General features: G+C 51.4%; 16 protein-coding genes. 12 read left to right on the forward strand and 4 right to left on the reverse strand.

All coding sequences use genetic code 11. From position 1 onward, the window contains the following. Window positions 1–4 precede the first annotated feature (4 nt). The 3 genes from WC562_05405 to WC562_05415 form a co-directional block, all read right to left on the reverse strand. Window positions 5–2416, reverse strand: a complete 2412-nt coding sequence (locus WC562_05405; protein ID MFA5055593.1) for an N-6 DNA methylase — start codon at window positions 2414–2416, stop codon at window positions 5–7. 157 nt (window positions 2417–2573) lie between these two features. Further along, on the reverse strand, window positions 2574–2840 hold the full coding sequence (locus tag WC562_05410) for a hypothetical protein (GenBank protein MFA5055594.1): 267 nt from the start codon (window positions 2838–2840) through the stop codon (window positions 2574–2576). A gap of 1 nt (window position 2841) precedes the next feature. After that, window positions 2842–4254 (reverse strand): ATP-binding protein, encoded by a 1413-nt coding sequence (locus WC562_05415; GenBank protein MFA5055595.1) that lies wholly within the window; start codon window positions 4252–4254, stop codon window positions 2842–2844. Between the two features lie 169 nt (window positions 4255–4423). On the opposite strand from WC562_05415, the gene WC562_05420 reads away from it, so the two are divergent. The 12 genes from WC562_05420 (at window position 4424) to WC562_05475 (ending at window position 18621) form a co-directional block, all read left to right on the forward strand. Further along, the gene (locus WC562_05420) at window positions 4424–5392 is read left to right on the forward strand and encodes a WYL domain-containing protein (protein MFA5055596.1); all 969 of its coding nucleotides are present in this window, start codon (window positions 4424–4426) and stop codon (window positions 5390–5392) included. Window positions 5393–5469: 77 nt separating this feature from the next. Next, on the forward strand, window positions 5470–5964 hold the full coding sequence (locus WC562_05425; GenBank protein MFA5055597.1) for a ribonuclease H-like domain-containing protein: 495 nt from the start codon (window positions 5470–5472) through the stop codon (window positions 5962–5964). Continuing rightward, a complete protein-coding gene (locus WC562_05430) occupies window positions 5957–7009 on the forward strand; it encodes a hypothetical protein (GenBank protein ID MFA5055598.1) in 1053 nt (350 codons plus the stop codon). The genes WC562_05425 and WC562_05430 overlap by 8 nt, the downstream gene beginning before the upstream one ends. A gap of 18 nt (window positions 7010–7027) precedes the next feature. Then, entirely contained in the window at window positions 7028–8518 is a 1491-nt protein-coding gene (locus tag WC562_05435; GenBank protein MFA5055599.1) for a DUF2779 domain-containing protein, read from the forward strand. Then, a complete protein-coding gene (locus WC562_05440; protein ID MFA5055600.1) occupies window positions 8502–8840 on the forward strand; it encodes a hypothetical protein in 339 nt (112 codons plus the stop codon). The genes WC562_05435 and WC562_05440 overlap by 17 nt, the downstream gene beginning before the upstream one ends. After that, window positions 8837–8977, forward strand: a complete 141-nt coding sequence (locus tag WC562_05445; protein ID MFA5055601.1) for a hypothetical protein — start codon at window positions 8837–8839, stop codon at window positions 8975–8977. Before WC562_05440 ends, WC562_05445 begins: the two co-directional genes overlap by 4 nt. A 30-nt stretch (window positions 8978–9007) precedes the next feature. Continuing rightward, a complete protein-coding gene (locus WC562_05450; protein ID MFA5055602.1) occupies window positions 9008–9412 on the forward strand; it encodes a hypothetical protein in 405 nt (134 codons plus the stop codon). Between the two features lie 5 nt (window positions 9413–9417). Beyond that, on the forward strand, window positions 9418–10665 hold the full coding sequence (locus WC562_05455) for an MBL fold metallo-hydrolase (protein ID MFA5055603.1): 1248 nt from the start codon (window positions 9418–9420) through the stop codon (window positions 10663–10665). After that, window positions 10666–11604, forward strand: a complete 939-nt coding sequence (locus WC562_05460) for a hypothetical protein (GenBank protein MFA5055604.1) — start codon at window positions 10666–10668, stop codon at window positions 11602–11604. 497 nt (window positions 11605–12101) lie between these two features. Next, window positions 12102–16079 (forward strand): trehalose-phosphatase, encoded by a 3978-nt coding sequence (gene otsB, locus WC562_05465; protein ID MFA5055605.1) that lies wholly within the window; start codon window positions 12102–12104, stop codon window positions 16077–16079. A gap of 191 nt (window positions 16080–16270) precedes the next feature. Continuing rightward, window positions 16271–17221 (forward strand): TerC family protein, encoded by a 951-nt coding sequence (locus tag WC562_05470; protein MFA5055606.1) that lies wholly within the window; start codon window positions 16271–16273, stop codon window positions 17219–17221. 185 nt (window positions 17222–17406) lie between these two features. After that, complete coding sequence (locus WC562_05475; protein ID MFA5055607.1) at window positions 17407–18621, forward strand: CorA family divalent cation transporter; 1215 nt, start codon at window positions 17407–17409, stop codon at window positions 18619–18621. Between the two features lie 27 nt (window positions 18622–18648). Here the strand turns inward: WC562_05475 and hemW are convergent, their stop codons facing one another. After that, the gene (gene hemW, locus WC562_05480; GenBank protein ID MFA5055608.1) at window positions 18649–19779 is read right to left on the reverse strand and encodes a radical SAM family heme chaperone HemW; all 1131 of its coding nucleotides are present in this window, start codon (window positions 19777–19779) and stop codon (window positions 18649–18651) included. Between the last annotated feature and the right edge of the window lie 46 nt (window positions 19780–19825).

Raw genomic sequence — 19825 nt, forward strand, 5'->3', positions numbered from 1 at the left:
GGATTCAATCCCATTTGAACCCCATCCTTTTCAGGTGCCCGTTCACCTTCTTTTCCAGCTCTACCACACGGTAAACTTGCTGAGGCATCGGGGTTTCATATCGTTCAGCCAGTTCTTTAATGCGCCGGGTGAGCGTCTGGCTGATACGCTCCATCTCTCCATAGACGGCAAGCTCCAGCGCGGCCAGCCATTTATCGTCTACCACCAGTGTTTTTATCTCGGCATCGGTTAGCTTGGGGTAGTGGGCGTAGGCTTTGGCATCGAGGGCAGACTCGGCTTCCTTCAGTTTCTTCTTCAGGTCGGATTCCTTGCCGCTCAATTTCAGCCACTTATCCAGCGCTTCAATTTCCTCCGCGGCATCGCTCTCGGCAGCGTAGACCGCTCTGGCCTCTTTTATGCGAAAGGTTACATTAGACTTATTAACCTTGTCCATATCGGAAAAAGCCCCGTCCTCACCGGTTTCTTCATCCTGAAGCTCGCTCAACTCGGCGGCGACGCTTTCCAGCTCTGCCTCCAGCCGGTCGATATTATCCTGCTCTTTGGCAAAATAGCGGGCCACGATCAGATTCTTGGGCACAAGGTCGCAGGCCCAATCCTTTTCCTTCTCTTTGCCTTTCTTGTCCTTTTTGTGATAGGTCTCGGCCTTCCAGCCTTCGGCTGCAATCATATAGCAATCGTCCTGCATGGTCTCCGCCCAGTAGTCCATCAGGTGCTGGTAAACATCGTAGGGCTCAATCAACGGCTTTTCTTTATAGTGGGCTAGTAAATCCTCGGACAGGTTAAAGATAATTTCCTTCGGCTTGCAGTCGGCTTTCAACTGGCGCAATGTATTAGCGCTCTTTTTCCTCCATTCGGCAAATACCGTGTTCATACGCTTGGCATAGGCGACGAACTCGGGGTGCTGGTGAATAGTAGGCTTGATAGCCGTCTTGTCCACGGCAAGGTCCATGTAGCCGGGGCGGTTGGTTTTGAACAGAGCCTTTTTCAGATCCGCACAGACAGTCCAGTAGCGCTCCAGCGCCTCCACGTCCGCCACGGGGATGCCGCCTTTGAGATGGCCTTCTATGTCCTGCATGTCCTCCGGCTCGGTGCTATCGATATAGCGCGGCAGATTGAGGTTGAACTCGTTCTTCTCGATTTCCGTGAGGCTGACCATGCGCGAGTATTTGGGTATCTCCAGTTGTCTGGTGAAGACGTCCACGATCTTGTGAATGTCCTGCGAACGCAGTCGGTTCTTGGGGCCGTCCTTCATGAAGCCCCTGCCGGCATCTATCATAAAAATGCCCTTGCGGTTGTAGGCGTTCTCCTTGTCCACGACTACAATACAAGCCGGGATGCCGGTACCGTAAAACAGGTTGGCGGGCAGGCCTATGATGCCCTTGATATAGCCCTTGCGCACCAGGTTGCGCCGGATATCCGCCTCGGAAGCGCCGCGGAAAAGTACGCCGTGCGGTAGGATACACGCGCCTTTGCCGGTGCTCTTCAGCGAGCGTACGATGTGCAGCAGATAGGCGTAATCGCCCTTGGAAGGTGGAATACCAAAGGATTTGAAACGATCGTAAGGGTCGTTGAGCGGGTCGAGGCCCGTCCTCCAGCGCTTATCGCTGAAGGGAGGATTGGCCACCACGTAGTCGAAGGTTTTTAGTGTATCTCCGTCCTTGAACTTGGGATCGGTGAGCGTGTTACCCTGCCATATAAACGCCGTGGGGTTATTGTGCAGTATCATGTTCATCCGGGCCAGGCCTGCGGTGGAGGCGTCTTTCTCCTGCCCGCTTATTGTTACCGGAGTGCGCGCCTCGTCGGCGACCTTGAGCAATAGCGAGCCTGAGCCGCAGGTAGGGTCGTATACCGTGGTGTCGGGACTGGTCTTAGCCTCGCGTATACCGATGATTTGCGCTATAACACGGCTGACTTCAGCAGGGGTATAAAACTGTCCCTTGCTCTTGCCGCTCTCGGTGGCGAAGAGTCGCATAAGATACTCGTAAGCGTCGCCGAGGATATCATCACCCTCGGCGTGGTTCCTGGAGAAATCCATGGCGGCATCTTCGAATATACTGATAAGGTCAGTGAGGCGCTCTACCTTTTCTTTGCCATCACCAAGTTTTACGGAGTCGTTGAAGTCGGGAAAGTCCGAATGAGAAAGCTGCTTGTTTGCACTTACCAGTGGCGCGATAATCTTCTTGTTTATCTGGTCCCCGATATCTGGTTTACCCTTAAGCGCGACCATATCCTTGAAGCTCGCGCCCTTTGGAATGACGATAGGGGCATATTGCTGACCGGCGTATTTATCGCTGATGTACTTGATAAAAAGAAGGACTAGAACGTAGTCCTTATACTGGCTGGCATCCATTCCGCCGCGCAGCGCGTCGCAACTTTGCCAGAGCTTTGAGTAGAGTTCAGATTTCTTTATAGCCATCTATTTAATCCGCTCTTGTTCTGCTTATTGAAATGACCTATTCAACCCAGTATGGGGCGTACGAAAAGGTTAACTCAATATAGCTCCTGTCAGAAAGAGTGTCAACCTGTATTAGAAAAGTTCAATTTTCGCGCCTCTTCCTGTAACCTATCCCTCTTTACATCTGCCTATACACAGCCCACATATCGAAATCATCGACGGTTATATGCCCCTGTGCCGCCTGAACACCGTCCATAGAAATAATCCACAAGGTCTTCTTATAAGCCTCTTCCTCCGTTTCATATAAGCCCGTAAGTTTGTATGTTGCTTTCTTTCCGTGATGTGTGAACATTGGCACAGGGACGCAGGGGCAATCCTGCCGCCATCCGGGGCAAGCATCTTCACGTTTTTTTACGGGCTTCAGCTTTTTATTTGCCTTTTCCATGTCACAGCTTCCTCTCGTTATTAGTAGAGATATTTATACCGCATTTCTTCACACCTCCGTTAATCGGCAGGCTGAAACCTATCGTCTGCTGCCTGTTGTCGCGGTCGATCTTGATGATAGCGTTATCCACATCCTGCTTGCTGCAGATGATGCAGGACGGCCTCGGGCCTTCGTTACTCTGACAGTAATCGATGGCCAGGCTGTAGACCACCTCCTGTATCTGGGCCGGCGTGAAGTTCTCCGTCCTGATCGCCAGGTATTCCTGCGCCTTCGCGTCGAGCGGTATCGATTTGCACAGTAACGAGATAAGATCGGTGCGCTGTTTCAGCGCCGGCTTGTGGAACTCGATGATGCGGTCGAAGCGGCTGGGCCTTTTGGCGATGGCCTTATCCAGCGTCTCCTTGCAGTTGGTGGTTGCGATGGTCACAACGCCGCTGCACTCCTCGATGCCGTCCAGTACCGAGAGCAGGGTCAGCAGGGCGGAACCCCTCGCATACCCGAATCCATCTCTATCCTGCGCGATGAGGTCTATATCCTCGAGGAAGACTATGCTGGGCGCGAGGTCTTGGGCCAGCTCGTATAGAAGCGAAAGCTGCACGGAGTCCTCCAGCACACCGGACCTGGTGGTGATGCAGGTTATGCCTTCCGCCGCCGATAAGATTCCTTTGCAGGCCAGGGTCTTGCCGGTGCCGGGCTCGCCCACCATGAGCACGCCGCGCCGGGCGGGTATATTGAATTCATTGAGACGTTCCTGGTTTCTCAAAAAACCGACGCTGTTAGCCCAGATGCTATCCTTGGTATCGGAATCAAGGATAAGGTCGCCCCAGGACTTATTGGACACGTCCAGAAACATGATGAAGCCGAAGTATTGTATCTTCTGACCGCGATAGAAGTTGCGCTCTTTGGTTATTTTCTCTACGGCATCCTTGAAAGCTTCGATCACAGGTATTATGCGCTCCGGGCCGGTGACGATGAGCAGGCCGGGACCGGGGCTGGATTGATCAAGTGCCGCGACCAGTATGTTCTCATCCTTCTCCAGGACGAGCACGCCGTGCACCAGGAGGTTCTGTTTTTCTCCGAAACGCGTATCAACATCGCTGTACTGGGGCTTGGCCTTGTGATAGCCTTCCTTCATTATGATCTTCCAGCCGTCCTCGGCGATATGGGTGTGCAGGGCCCAGCTCAGCAGCAATTTGTAGTAGCTGGACACGATGACCGTCGACTCGATATTGGTCTCTCCGCCCAGGACGCGCGCGATGAACTCCTTGTGCTTCTTCTCATGCTGCTTATACCTGGCGCGATGCATCCTGCTCAATCTCTCGTATTCGTCGGGATCATCGTCACTTAAGTATACGAGCTCTTCGTCTTCTTCCAAACCTTCATTCTCCAGATTATCTTTACATTCATCAAACATAGAATTACCTCCTGATATTATTTGGGATGATTTTATGATACAGCCTGGTTGTGACAGCTATCTGTCAAAAATCACGGCTCCGGTTAAAATCGGGGCCGGTGAACTTTCAAGATAGTTTGTCCACTGGTATAATGATGCAACCTGCTAATCGCCGCACGGAGGTCTTTTTATGAAAACCAAGGAAAAGGAAACGGACCGGCTGGCGCGCCTCTACCTGGTTGAGCACCTGCTGTTTCAGAAGAGGTACGGCTGGACCCTGGAAGAGATTGCGGACAAATGCGATGTCGACCAGAGGACGACGCGGCGGGACCTGAAGGCCATCGAAGACGCCGGCGTTCCCGTCTACAAGAACGGCGATAAGTGGTGCGTTAATCAGGCGTACTATCTGCCGCCGGTGCGTTTCAGCCGCCCCGAGGCTATAAGCATATTCCTCGCGGTGCGCCTCATGGTTCATTATGCAAGCCGCTCCGACCAGTATATCAAGTCCGCATTCTACAAGCTGAATTGCGTGGTTCCCAGCCCGATCAAGGAGCAGATATTGAACACGCTGGAGTGGATGGAGAAGCTGCCCCGCAACGACAAGCTCACGCGACACGTAGAGCTGCTGGCCGAGGCCTGGGCGGACGGGCGCACGGTCAGGATGAACTACCAGACATACGGCAAAGAGCCCGGTTATCGCGAGGTGGACCCCTATTTCATCCAGCCCACGGATGTGGGACATGCCAGCTATCTCATCGCCTACTGCCACACTCACAAGGAGGTCCGGGTTTTCCGAATAGAGAGGATTAAATCGCTCCAGATAACCGCTAAGAAGTACAAGATACGGGAGGATTTCAACGCCGACGAGTACCTGGCTCCGGCATTCGGGGTCATCGCTGGTGGAGAGGTTAAGACAGTGAAGCTGAAGTTCAGCCCCGACGTGGCGCAGCTGTTCAGCGAGGCCGTATATCATCCCACGCAGAAGGTTGAGACGCGCAAGGACGGGTGGCTGATCCTGACGATGAAGGTGGTGCCGGGTGTTGAGCTGGTCAACTGGGTTCTGGGCTGGGGTGAGCAGGTTGAGGTTCTGGCGCCCCGTGAGCTCAAGGACCGGGTGAAGGCAGCCGTCAAGGCCATGGCCGGGATCTATAAGATTTAGAGTATCAGATGAAAATGACAGAACGCTGTCACGCATATATGCGACAATACGTACATATCGATTAACAAGAAACTGTCATGTACGATGCATACCTCGACATAGAGACGACGGGCCTCTCCAGGTATATCGATGACGTCACCGTTATCGGCGTCTATCTGGTCAACGAGTGCGAAGAGAGGCTGATCCAGCTCGTCGGCGATGCTGTCAGCGAGGAGAACCTGCTCAACGCTCTCAAGGATGTCGAAACCGTCTATACCTACAACGGTAGCCGCTTCGACCTGCCGTTCATCGACTCGCGCGTTGGGGTGGATATCTCCGCCTCCTATCAACATCACGACCTGATGTATGATTGCTGGAGGAGAAAACTCTTCGGGGGGCTCAAGGCGGTGGAGCAGCAGCTGGGGATAGGGAGGGAGCTGAGGGGGGTGGATGGTTTCCAGGCGGTTATACTATGGTGGAGATACGTAAATGACAACGATATGGATGCGCTGAGGACGCTGCTCAAGTACAACGAGGAAGATGTGAAGAATCTGAAGGTGCTGAGAGAGAGATTAGGAGAGAGTTTTGAATAGTACACGAATTCTTAACGGTGCAAAACAGAAATTGCAGAGCTACAATTCACAGAAATCTCCGAATAGAAAATATTACCTCGATTGTCTTGTGGCTGCAGGGAAGCCTCAGACACTTGTAGATAGTAAAGGTAACGTGAGTGATTCAAACCTTCAACTTATATATAAGGCTCTTAGATACTACTTAGGAATGAACAAGTTTGGTGTAATGGGAACAAGAGAAGGATTCACTTCTAGGCTGGAAGTAAAGTTAACAGATAATAATGTCCAGTCAATCTTAATAAAATTTACAAACGTTGATATACTTTCGGTTAATATAACATCGTATCGAAAAGACGCTAAACAGTTATATGATCATTTGTCTTCACCTGGACCAGGGGGATTATCTGCAAATGGTAATTCATTCTGTGTTGGGGCAACCAAGATAATGCATTTACTTTATCCAAATTTGTTTGTGATATTAGATAGTGTTATGGCCGAAGCCCTATGGCACAATGGTTATCGCAAGAAAAGGTGGCAATATAATAACTTTGATACTTATTGGGATGAAGCTATGCTTTGCTGTCTGCAAGAACTACAGGCTTGGGGCAATACTAGAGGTTTGCTCAAGTTGGATACGGATGAATACACTACACTAGTAAGGGTATTCGACAAATGTCGTTTATACTCAGTTTCGACCAACACAACCAGGAAAACTCGCCAAGCGGTTACAAATACATTGCCATCTAAGAAATCAGCCTGGTTACCCATGCGTGAAGCCAAGTCTTTTGCTTTATCCAAAGGTTATGGCAAAGAAGTAGCTGAGATAGAGAGTTTTCGTAATATAGTTAAATTTAACTATCCTGGTAGTAGGCCAAAAAAATGGCGCAAGTACATCAGAGCACTGTATAGGAAATTATTTATATCTCGTGGAGTCTGGGGTCAATTTGTATCCAAGTATTGGCCAGACCATAATAAACAAATAGGGCAGAAAGCTTGTTTAGAATATAACAAATTAGCACAAGAACTTTTGAGCCAATATCCTAAGACGGATAAGCTACTAAATTAGGAAATTACTGGGAGAAATATGATAGAAAAATTGCCCTTACTATCCAAATCTCGCTTCATGGCCGGGCTGCAATGCCACAAGCGGCTCTATCTGATGCTGTTCCAGCCGGAGCTGGCTGATGAGATCGGCGAGGCTAAGCAGGCGATATTTGACGCAGGCGCTGAGGTCGGCGTGCTGGCCCGTGGTATTTTTCCCGGCGGCGTGCTGCTTGACCAGGACTACATGCATCACAAGGAAGCGATGGCTCAAACGGTGGAGCTGCTCAAGGATAAAAAGATACCGGCGCTCTACGAGGCCGCGTTCATGCACGATGATGTGCGTATCCGCGCGGATATCCTGGTCAGGGCTGGCAGGGGCATGTTCGACCTCGTCGAGGTCAAATCGGGCAACAGCGTAAAGCCGGAGCATATCCCGGACGCGGCTGTACAGGTCTGGGTGCTTGAGGGCTGCGGAATCCGTGTGCGAAAGGCCTGCCTGGCGCACCTCAACAAGGAATACATCTATCCGGGCGGGGAATACGACCTGCAGGAGCTGTTCGTGGTGGAGGACGTAACGGATGATGTGCGGGAGTTCCTGCCAGATGTGCCGGAGATGCTGGCTGAAATGCGGGCGGCGCTGGCGTTATCCGAGCCGCCGGACATAGCGCCGGGCAAACACTGCTCCAAGCCGTATGACTGCGAGTTCTGCGGCCACTGTTTTCGGGTGTTCCCAGAGCATTATGTGGGCCAGCTGCCCGGTGCAAGGGAGAAGCTGCTCAGAGTGCTGGCAGAGGCCGGCGTAGACGATATCAGGAATATACCTAATGATTTCATCGGCCTCAATCCGCTGCAGCAGCGGGTGCGTGACTGCGTCGTGGACGGCTGCGTCTTCATGGGTCCTGAACTGAGCGGGCAGCTTGCTGGTATTCAGTATCCCGTCTATTTCCTCGATTTCGAGACCTTCAACCCGGCGCTGCCGCTGTATGTCGGCACACGCCCGTACCAGGTGCTGCCCATACAGTGGTCCTGCCACATCATGGACAAGAAGGGCAAGCTCAGTCACGAGGAGTTCCTGCACGACGGCTCCGACGACCCGCGCGAGCCGTTCGCGGAGAGTCTCATCGACGTTCTGAATGATAGCGGCTCCATAGTCGTCTACTCCTCGTTCGAGGCTAGTCAAATAAAAGGCCTTATCAGAGACCTGCCGCATCTGTCGTATGAGCTTTCCGCGGTGCTGAACGGCCGCATTGTGGATTTGCTGAAGATAATCAAGGCCAACTGCTATCATCCCGATTTCCACGGCTCATTCTCCATCAAAGCCGTGCTCCCCGCGCTGGTACCCGGGCTGGGCTATGGGGATCTGGAGATTCAGGAGGGCAGTATGGCGTCTCTGGCTTACTCCGAGATGATCAAGCCGGAGACCAGCGCGAAGCGGCGCAGGGAGATACGCAAGAACCTGCTGGCGTACTGCGGGCGGGATACCGAGGCCATGGTCAGGCTGTTTCAAATACTTGATGAGACAAGAAGATGATTTAGGTGATGATGTGATGAAAAACGAATGCAGTATCTGTCATCAGTCTGATTCTAGTCTAATGAGTGATATAGGCTGGCCTAACCGCGTATGCCGCAATTGTTCTGCAAAAGCAGTTACAGAAACTGGCGAAAAACCATATTGGGACTCTATGGATGACTGTGGCGATAATCCTGTATTTATTGACGGGATTAAGTGTTGGCGCCGTTATCGATTCGGAGGATATGTGACTATGAGAGATAAATATGATTGTGTAAATGAAGGAGCATTCTATGACAAGCTAGCCACAGAGGGACTAATCGGCGGCCCATCTGGAAAGTGAGCGCTACAGGAATTGAAGATGCAGGATACTATGCAAGAATTTTATTATATGTCTGCCCTGTGTTCATAGGAGAACATATAATGTCAACCGGAAAGTTTACTGAGATCAGGATAATAGACTTAGAAAATGGGCACTGAATCAACGGCTATAAGAGATAGGAGCATTCCATGGGATATGAAAGTTCATTACACTTGATAGACGTGAAGATTAAAGCTGACTCTGTAGCTGAAGTAACTCGGGTGCTGAAAACAAGGAGTGGACACAGTCTGGCTCCCATTCGGTATTTTCTGGGAAGAGCTATGCTCAACAGCGATGGTTTTCTGGTATTTAAATCGAGTGATGATGGCTTGGATCCGTATGTACCAGATACGGATGACGGAACAGTGCCCGCTTTATATGGGAAGTGGTATGAAGCAGAGCAGATCGCCTGCTGGATGAAACAGTATTCTGAGAAGGGCGGACGTATAGTGCTGCATAGCATAGAGGCCGATGGAAAGGCGTGGGGATGGGAATTTGATGGCCGGGGGAGGATGAGAAAGTTGACCCTCCGCCCGATTGGCAAATGGGAATAGGCTAAATGAAATTAGTCATTCATCGCGGCACACATGAAATAGGCGGAAGCTGTGTGGAAATAGAGTCCAGCGGTAAACGGCTCATTCTGGATATCGGATTGCCACTGGATGCTGAAGACAACGATAAAAAGTATCTTCCGTCAATCTGCGGCCTGGATGGAGACGATGAATCTCTGCTGGCTATACTTATCTCGCATTCACACCTGGATCACTTCGGACTGCTCGAACACATCAATAAAAGCATACCTGTTTATATGGGTGCTGATGCACGTCATATGATAGAATCCGCCTCCCCGTTTCTTCCAAGTAACTGGCCTGTGCCCTCTATCGGTGGAGATTTCAAAAACGAGACATCGGTGGAACTAGACCCGTTTACAATCACTCCATTTCTCATAGATCATGCCGCCTACGACGCTTATGCTCTGATGGTAGATGCTGATGGGAAGAGGCTTTTTTACAGCGGTGATTTTAGAATGCATGGACGAAAGTCTAAGTTGCTTGAGCGGCTAATGTCGAATCCGCCAGCGCATATCGATGCTATGTTGCTTGAGGGTTCTTCTCTCGGCAGACTGGAACATGACGATAATTTCCCCAGCGAATCCGATGTGGAGCAGTACCTGGTAAATACATTTAAAACAAGCACAGGACTCGTAATGGTTCATGCATCATCTCAGAATATTGACCGCATCGTATCTGTTTTCAGAGCATGTAAAAAAACAGGGAGAAGGCTGATAATTGACCTCTATACAGCTGTTGTACTTGAAGCTACCGGGAATCTCAACTTGCCTCAATCTTATTGGCCGGAGATATCTCTTTATGTTCCCAACTCTCAACGTATCAAGATAAAGAAACTTGAGTATTTTGAGCCCTTGAAGAGGCACTCAAAGAATAGAATATTCATCGAAGATTTACAGAACATCGCAAATCAGTCTGTATTACTGTTTCGTCCTTTGCATATTCGTGACCTTGAAAAAGCTGATTGTATAAAGGAAGCCGTATATATCTATTCACAGTGGGAGGGATATTGGGAAAAGGAGCCATATGCTTACTTGCGTGAATGGTTGATAAAACGTGGTATTCCAAAGATAAGCATACATACTTCGGGCCATGCGAGTCCTCAAGATTTGAAGAGATTTGTCACAGCTTTAAACCCGAGAAAAGTCATTCCGATTCACACTTTCCATCCTGATCAATTTAAGGAACTATTCCCGAATGTGGTTCTGCTTAACGATGGCCAAACGTTGGAGGTATAAATGAGAGCTCTGTCAGAGAATTTTATTGACGACTTAAAGGGAGGATTGCTCAAGTCTTTACTTGAACGTGTACGACAAGACGATACTCTTATGCTTGCTATTCGCGATAACTACATCAATATCTACTATCGCGGCGGCAATATTCTAAAACTTAAAGAAAGAAAGAAAGGATTGTATCAGGCTTATTTTGATAAAAGATATATAAAGACTGCGATAAGTCTACCTGATTTGCAGCAATCTATTAACACTTCTGACCTCGTAGAGAAATGGATAAATGCGCTTCCTATATTGAAGCAAACCATGGATATTTCCTTCTCAATTAATAGCAAGCCCGAGCGTGAATTTCAGCAGCTCGTCGCGCGTGAAAACAATCACTCGACCATTTCAAACGAAACTGAGTATTTCGCTTCAGACATTGAAGCGTCAGATGCGAACCTTGGTGCCCGTTTTGACATGCTGGCAATACGCTGGCCGGCATCACAGCGCAGAGATGGCGGCAAGTGTCGAGCCGCGTTTATTGAAATGAAGTACGGCGATGGCGCTCTTGATGGCAGCGCCGGATTGCTTAAACACCTTGAAGATATAAGTGCACTCATTATGAATAGTGACCGTTACAAAGAATTGTTGCTAGTAATGGAAGCCCAGTTCAACCAGTTGGATCAACTCGGCCTGCTGAATTTTAAACGGAGCAGTAAAGGGACAAGTGTAAAAATAAATACTAAAGGTAAACCAGAGGTAATATTTGTCCTGGCTAATCACAATCCAAGAAGCAAGAAACTACGCTCAATTTTAGAAAACAAGGAAGTAATCGCATACGGAGACTCTGAATTTTTTGATCTCAGATTCTTTGTTTCAAGTTTTGCTGGTTATGGTCTGCATTCTGATTGCATGTTTACATTAAGTGAACTACGGGAATATTTGAAGAAACTCATCAAGTAACCGTTTTGAGCTGCTGCACTCTGCTATCTGTCATTAGATGCCCTTCACAGATTATTAGGTAATATGCTTTGATACACAAGATGTGATCTGAATTGCTCATGATTGCACTTTTACTTAGAATATATAAAGCTATGGCGGGAAGCCGAGAATCGTGATCTAGAAGGTCAAATCGAAGGCGAGCAGAAAAATTCTGCGTTTTGTACCGTCCGCTCCACCAGTTATCTTCATGCCGTAGGCTTCGACAATGCATATCGACCCATTCACACATTCATTAGAATTCCCTATTGACCTCAAAGCCCGGCATCAATAGTCTTCTGCTGCGCATACCCGGCGAGTCGCAGTTAGCTATTCACAGAACGACGATTTATACCGCTGTCCCATGTAAGTGTTACATAATCCTGACGCCATTGTTATAATGAACCTGGTTATCCGATTTACGACTTTATTACTCCGGATGCCGCAGCCAGGGGAAAAACACGGCTAAGAAGGAGTGCTGTATGAGCAGAAGTCGCAAAATCACCGTGGACTTTGAAGGCATAAACGCGGTCATATTCGATATGGACGGCGTTGTCACGGATACGGCAGGGACCCATGCCGGGGCGTGGAAACGGATGTTCGATGATTATCTGAAGAAACACGCCTCCTCTTCAGGAACTAAATTTCGCGCATTTGACATCCACACGGATTATAACCGCTATGTGGACGGCAAGCCCCGCCAGGATGGAGTAATGAGCTTTCTCGAATCGCGCGGCATCTCGCTGCCGTACGGAAAGCCGGGCGACAGGGCGGGCAGGGAAACGGTTTGTGGCCTTGGCAATCTCAAGAACCGCTATTTCCTGGAAATGATTAAAAGCCAGGGAGTAGATGTATATAGTTCCACGGTAGACCTGGTACATGAATTGAGAGAGCACGGACTGGCCACCGCCGTCATAACGTCGAGCCTTAACTACGATGAGATAATGGGTGCGGCAGGCTTGGGAGACCTGTTTAAAATCAAAGTCGATGGCACATACGCATCGCGTCTCGGGCTCAAAGGCAAGCCCGACCCCGCCTTCTTCCTTGAAGCCGCCCGCCTCCTCGGCGTCGAACCGGGCAACGCTGCGATAGTAGAGGACGCACAGTCTGGGGTCGAAGCCGGCCGACTCGGCGGTTTCCGTCTGGTTATAGGAGTGGACAGGGTGGGACAGGCCGAGGAACTGAAGGTCATGGGCGCCAACGTTGTAGTAAGCGATCTTTCCGGGTTGAAAATCCGCTGGCCGGAGAAAGCGGGTACTAAGAAAGCCGCGGCGAAAAACCTCTGCGACCTTCCCTCCGCGCTGGAAAATAGAGCTGAGATCTTTGAATTCCTGCACAGGGGAACCCCGGCCATCTTTCTCGATTATGACGGAACGCTGACACCAATCGTAAGCCATCCCGAAGACGCCATATTGAAAGAAGAGACCCGCAGGGTGGTGAAGCGGCTTGCCGAGCAATGGACTGTAACTATCCTGAGCGGCCGCGACCTGCCCGACGTGCGCAAAATGGTCAGAATCGATGATATCGTCTACGCCGGCAGCCACGGCTTCGACATAGTCGGCCCCTCTATAGTGAAACAGGAAAACGATATCGGGCAGCGCTTCCTGCCGCATCTTGACCGTGTCGAGGCGGAACTGTATGAAACGCTGGCGGATATACCGGGCGCCCGTGTCGAGCGAAAGCGTTTCGCCATAGCGGTGCATTACCGGCAGGTCGACGATTCACTGCTCGGCGTGCTGGAGGAGAGGGTCGATCGTATTTTTGCCCGGGAGCCGGAACTGCGCAAATCGACCGGTAAAAAGATTTTTGAGTTCGTGCCCAACATCAAATGGAACAAGGGAGAAGCGCTGCTTTCACTGCTTGACACGCTGTTTGTCGATAGCAGAAAGATCGTTCCTCTTTTCATCGGCGACGATACCACAGATGAAGATGCCTTCCGCGCTATTGAGGACAGGGGAGTGAGCATCATCGTCGGATGCGAAGACCGCCCGACCGTGGCGCAGTATGTATTGCGCGACCCCGATGAAGTAAGGGAATTCCTCGAGTTCCTGGTTGAAAAGGGCCTGATGACCGCGGCATGGACTCTGGTCTATAAAGGTTTCGATCCGGAACAGGAGCAGCTAAGGGAGGCCCTCTGCACGCTGGGGAATGGGTGCTTTGCCACCCGCGGCGCCGCCCCCGAATCCAGGGCTGATGGCGTTCACTATCCGGGAACCTACATCGCCGGCTGCTATAACCGGCTAAAAACCGAAATCGCCGGCAGAGTAGTCGAAAACGAATGCATGGTGAATATGCCGAACTGGCTGCCGCTCACATTCCGTTTAGAAGGAGGAAACTGGTTCAACCCAAGGGAGGCGGAGCTGCTCAGCTACCGGCAGGAGCTTGACTTGAGCCGCGGCATACTCAGACGATATATATACTTCAGTGACGAGCAGGGACGGAAGACAAAGGTGTTCGAGCGCCGCCTTATCGATATGGCTGACTCCGGGCTGGCCGGGCTGGAAACTACAATCATTCCGGAAAACTGGTCGGGGCAACTGGATATACTTTCCGCGCTTGATGGACAAGTGACCAACAGCGGTGTAAAGCGTTACCGCCAGCTGAACAATAAACACCTGCTTCCGGTTAAAAGCCGACAGGTGAACGCAAACACTGTTTTTTTGCAGATGGAAACCAGCCAGTCGCGTATACGGATTGCGGAGGCGGCGAGAACGAGGTTACTTCGGGACGGCGAAGAGATTAAAGCTAAGCGTAAATTGACCAGATCTCGCGACTATATCGGTCAGGAGTTTTCGGTACCGGCGGAGAAAGGCAAGGCAATAACGGTTGAGAAGATCGTCTCCATTACCACCTCCAGAGACCGCGCTATTTCGGAAAGCGGCCTTGAGGCGATAAAAAAGATCGAGCGCGCTCCCGGATTCGACTTGATGCAGGAACACCATGTACTCCGATGGAGCCATCTCTGGCGCCGCTGCGGCATCGACATCGAGGATGCCCATCGCACCTCTCTGATCCTGAATCTGCATATCTTTCACCTGTTACAAACGCTATCGCTAAATACAATAGATCGCGATGCCGGCGTGCCTGCCCGCGGTCTGCACGGAGAGGCTTACCGCGGCCATATCTTCTGGGATGAACTGTTCGTTTTTCCCTCACTTAATCTGCGCATCCCGGATATCTCCCGCGCCTTTCTGCTATACCGTTACCGTCGCCTACCCGAGGCGCGCTGGGCCGCAAAGCAGGCAGGATATGAAGGCGCCATGTACCCCTGGCAAAGCGGCAGCGACGGCCGCGAGGAAACACAAACGCTTCACCTTAACCCTAAATCCGGGCGATGGTTGCCGGACAATTCGCACCTCCAGCGCCACATCAACATCGCTATTGCCTACAATATCTGGCTGTATTATCAGGCCACAGCGGATATCAATTTCCTCTCTTTCTACGGAGCAGAGATGATCATCGAGATAGCCAGGTTCTGGGCCAGTGCAACACGCTACAACCAATCAATGAATCGCTATGAGATACTCAGGGTTATGGGGCCGGATGAATACCATGATTCTTATCCAGATGCGGATGAACCCGGCCTCAACAATAACGCCTATACAAACGTGATGGCGGCATGGACTTTCTGCCGTGCTCTCGATGTAATCAACATTCTTCCCGACGACCGCCGCAAAGCCATCCGCGAGAAACTCGGACTGAGCAAAGAAGAGATGGAGCGGTGGGACGATATGAGCCATAAGATGTGCATATTTTTCCACGACGATAATATCATCAGTCAGTTCGAGGGCTATGATAAGCTCGATGAATTTGACTGGGAGGGATACCGCAATAAATACGGCGATATACACAGGCTGGACCGCATCCTTGAGGCGGAGGGTGATACGCCCAACCGTTACAAGGTGTCCAAGCAGGCGGACGTGCTTATGCTCTTCTACCTGCTTTCCGCCGACGAGCTGTGTGAACTGTTCTGCCAGCTTGGCTATCCTTTCGATTATGATGCTGTTCGCAGAAACACCGAGTACTATCTGGCGCGCACATCACACGGCTCTACTCTCAGCGGGGTGGTTCACGCATGGGTACTGGCCCGCTCCCTTCGAGAGGAATCTTGGCGTTTCTTTCAAGAGGCCCTTGAGAGCGACATATCCGACGTACAGGGAGGCACAACCTCCGAGGGCATCCACCTGGGCGCCATGTCAGGCACGGTTGATATCATTCAGCGCTGTTACACCGGCATCGAAACACGCCAGGACAGGCTCATAGTTAACCCCTGTCTGCCCGAAAAGCTCAAAAGTATGCGCTTCAATATCGTCTACCGCCGGCACTGGCTCGACTTTGAGATAACCAGTGAACACCTCAGGATAAACACCCGCCGCCGCAACACTACACCAGTTGAGTTCACTTTCAGGGATACAAATTATACTCTTAAACCGGGAGAGACAATCGAGTTAAAGCTTTGATGTTATCTTGAAACAGGCTGATATTAATTATGTCGCTAAAAAACGCGCTCTTTGTTTCCGCCTCCAATTCAAGTCGACCTTAGCAGCACGGGACGCCGACACGAAATCTCATGAACATTGCGAGTTCAACTCACCTTGCCATTCCGCCCGGAATAATCCATAATTGTCGAAATTGCTAATACAGATATACTATGCCTGCTGAAGCTGTAACCTCAACCCAGATGCCGCTGTGGGCGTGGCTGGCCTTCGGCGCAATTGTCGCCGTGTTGCTGGTGCTGGACATGAAGGTCTTCCACCGCAAGTCCGGCGTCATTACGATAAAGCAATCGCTGCTGTGGACCGCATTCTGGATAGTCCTGGCTCTCCTCTTCAACCTGGGAATTTTCATATGGAAGGGCCCCGTGCCGGCGACGGAATACCTCACCTGCTACCTCATCGAGAAGTCGCTCAGCATCGACAACCTCTTTGTCTTTCTCATGGTCTTCTCCTTCTTCGCCGTGCCCGCCGCTTACCAGCACAAAGTCCTCTTCTGGGGCATCATCGGCGCGATATTTATGCGCCTGGCTTTTATCGAACTCGGCGCGACGCTGCTTGAGAATTTCGACTGGGTCTTCTATATCTTCGGCGCCTTTCTCATCATCGCCGCCCTGAGGATGGCCTTACAGAAAGAGAAGGAGATGCACCCGGAGAAAAACCCCGTGCTCAAGGTCTTTTGCAAAATATTCGGCACCACGGACAACTATGAGGGCGACAGGTTCTTTGTGAAGAGGTGCGGCAAGTACGTGGCTACGCCGCTGTTTATCGCGGTGATTGTCATCGAGACCACGGACGTGGTCTTTGCCGTGGACTCAATACCTGCGGCCTTCTCCATAACACTGGATAAGTTCATAGTTTACACGTCCAACATCTTCGCCATCCTCGGCCTGCGTTCGCTCTACTTTGCGCTGGCCGGCATCATGCCGCTGTTCCATTACCTCAAATACGGCCTCGTCGTCGTCCTTATATTCGTTGGCATCAAGATGCTGCTGGCGCAGCATTATCACATACCGACGGGCATCGCGCTGGGCGTGGTCGCCGTAGTGATAGTTTTCGCCATAGTCGCATCGGTAATCCGCAATCGCAGGAATAAGGTGACCTCGTAACAACCAATACCTCGCCGTAAATGCCGCCGGGATTCCGACACTATGCGAACTCTTCTCGCCAATCATGCAACAAACCCCAGACCAGTTTATCTGTTTATATCTATCGGGGGTATTAACAAAATGCAAAAAAGGGAGTAGAATAGCTAATTTCCTATTAATGATACGTTTGAGATAAGGTCTAATTAATGGAAGAGATAAAGAACAACGCCGTCTCGGCCAATTCTACAGGACAGGCAGTGGAGCCCGATATATATACAAGGCACTGGTTCTGCGCCGCCCTGCTACCTTCGGGAACAACATATCGCAAGGATGCGGAGTCCCCGGAATCTTTCAGGGATATATTAAACGATGCAGTTATCGCGTGGGTCGACTGCTGGACGGATGACTTTGATAAGAACGCCATCGATGCAGCCGTACAGCTTGGCTTCAGCAAAGAGATGGTGGGGCCTCTGGTGAGCCAGACGCTTGAGAATTACCAGGACTTCGGCGTTGAGATGGGGATAAAGATGGCCTCGGTCCAGGTCAAGCAGTTCGATGTCACCATACACCCCCTGCTTCTTCTGATCAACAAGACGTTCATTTTGACCATACACCCGCGCAGCATAGACCGCAGGTTCATGCGCCTGCGCAGATACGCCAACGCCTTCCTCAAGAAAATACCGATCGCCGCCGTCCCGGAGGACCGTATCACTATGCTCCTGCTGCGAATCACGGACGAAACCAATGAGAGGAACTTTGAGCACCTTCGTCAGATCGAGGACTATAGCGACGAGCTCAACAAGGATATGATGGACCCGGCCACTCCGCGGGAGACGCTCGGGCCGAAGATCTACGAGATGAAGCATGCCCTGGTGGTCTATCTGAACGCACTGTGGCAGACCGTCGATGTCTTTCATGCCCTGCGTTACGGAGACGCCGATCTCATAACTGATAACGTGCGCCTCCTGCACCGTATGAGCCTGCAGGCCGATGACGTCAACCATCAAATCTCACTGGCCGAGCACATGTCGGACGTGATGGCGTCGGGGCTCGAGGTGTTGCAGACGATATACAATAACCAGCTCCAGGCGCTGAACAACAGACTGGCGCGCGTGATGGCCTATCTCACGGTGGCCGGCACGGCCCTGCTGGTGCCTAACACCATAGCCACGATAATGAGCAGCTCCGCTTTCGATTTGCAGACGGAGGACATGTGGTGGTATATCGTGCTCTTGGCGGGGTCGACCATCATATCTACATATCTGGTATGGCTCTGGGTCAGGAAGCTGGGCTGGACGCGCGGAATGGACGTAAGCGTGAAGGAGTTCGGCAAAGCGGCTGGGCCGGCGGCTCAGAAACGATCCGTGCGTAAAAGAATCAAGGTGAAAAAGCGTCAGCGGCCTGCTGCAGCAAGCCAGTAGTAGCTGCGATTTCTTCGACGATCTCTTCTAGTCCCTTAACACCCGCGCCAGTATCGGATTCGATGTCATCACCAGCGACGGCTCCAACCGATATTTCGCGCCGTCGAAGAGTAATGATCCTTCCCGCGACAGCCTGTCAAGCCTTGCCAGTAGGCGACGAATGTTTTCCTGTCCATGCCGCCTGGTAAACTCGTCGATGTCGAGCCCTTCCTCCAGCAGCCGCAGACGCAGCATGGCCTCCTCAGCCGCCTTCTCCTCTGCATTTAGCTCCTCGATTTCCTCGACGACTCCCGCCGGATTCTCGAGATAAGACTTAAGGTCGGCGCGGTTCTTGAAACGTTTGCCCCCCAGGTGCGAGGCCGCCGCCGGCCCGAGGCCGAGGTACTCGCCGCCGCGCCAGTAGTTCAGATTGTGCAGACACTCGCGTCCGGCGGCGGCGAAGTTGGATATCTCGTAATGGATGAACCCAGAGCCGATAAGCAACGACCGCGCCGATTCGAACAGCTCGGCCTGCTCGTCGTCCGACGGCAGGTTTGCCGGCGGGTTCTGAGCCAGCGGAGTTCCTTTCTCCAGCGAAAGGCAGTACAGCGAGAGATGGGCGATACCGAGCGATATCAGCCTGTCGATCGAGTTATGCAGCGAGTCCCATGTCTGGCCGGGAAGACCGGCGATAAGGTCTACTGAAACATTCCTGAAGCCGATACTCTTTGCCAATTCGATCGCGGCGACCGCCTGCTCCGCGTTATGAATCCTGCCGACAGCTTTAAGCTCGTCATCTGAGAGCGACTGTACGCCTATCGATATGCGGTTGAACCCCGAGAGCAGCGCCGCCGCAAGAAAATCTTCGGTAGCCGATTCAGGGTTGGCCTCAAAGGTAGCTTCCTCAAGCCGCGATAGATCAAATGCCCGGCGCAGCCCTTCGATAAGTCTCTTCAGACTATGGGCACCGAGGATACTCGGAGTGCCGCCTCCGAGGTATAGCGTATGGAACGACAGATGACCGTACGCCCCGCATTCGGCAAGCACCGCATCGACATATGATTCGATATTTCCTAACCGCGACGGTACGGAGTAGAAATCGCAGTACGCGCACTTCTCTACACAAAACGGCACATGGACATAAAGCCCGGTCAAATATACGCCTCCGTTGATAGACATCTCATTGCCTTATTATCCGGCCGTCAGACCAGCGTTGCAACCGTAA

Source organism: Dehalococcoidia bacterium (genome assembly GCA_041649635.1).
Classification (GTDB): domain Bacteria; phylum Chloroflexota; class Dehalococcoidia; order E44-bin15; family E44-bin15; genus JAYEHL01.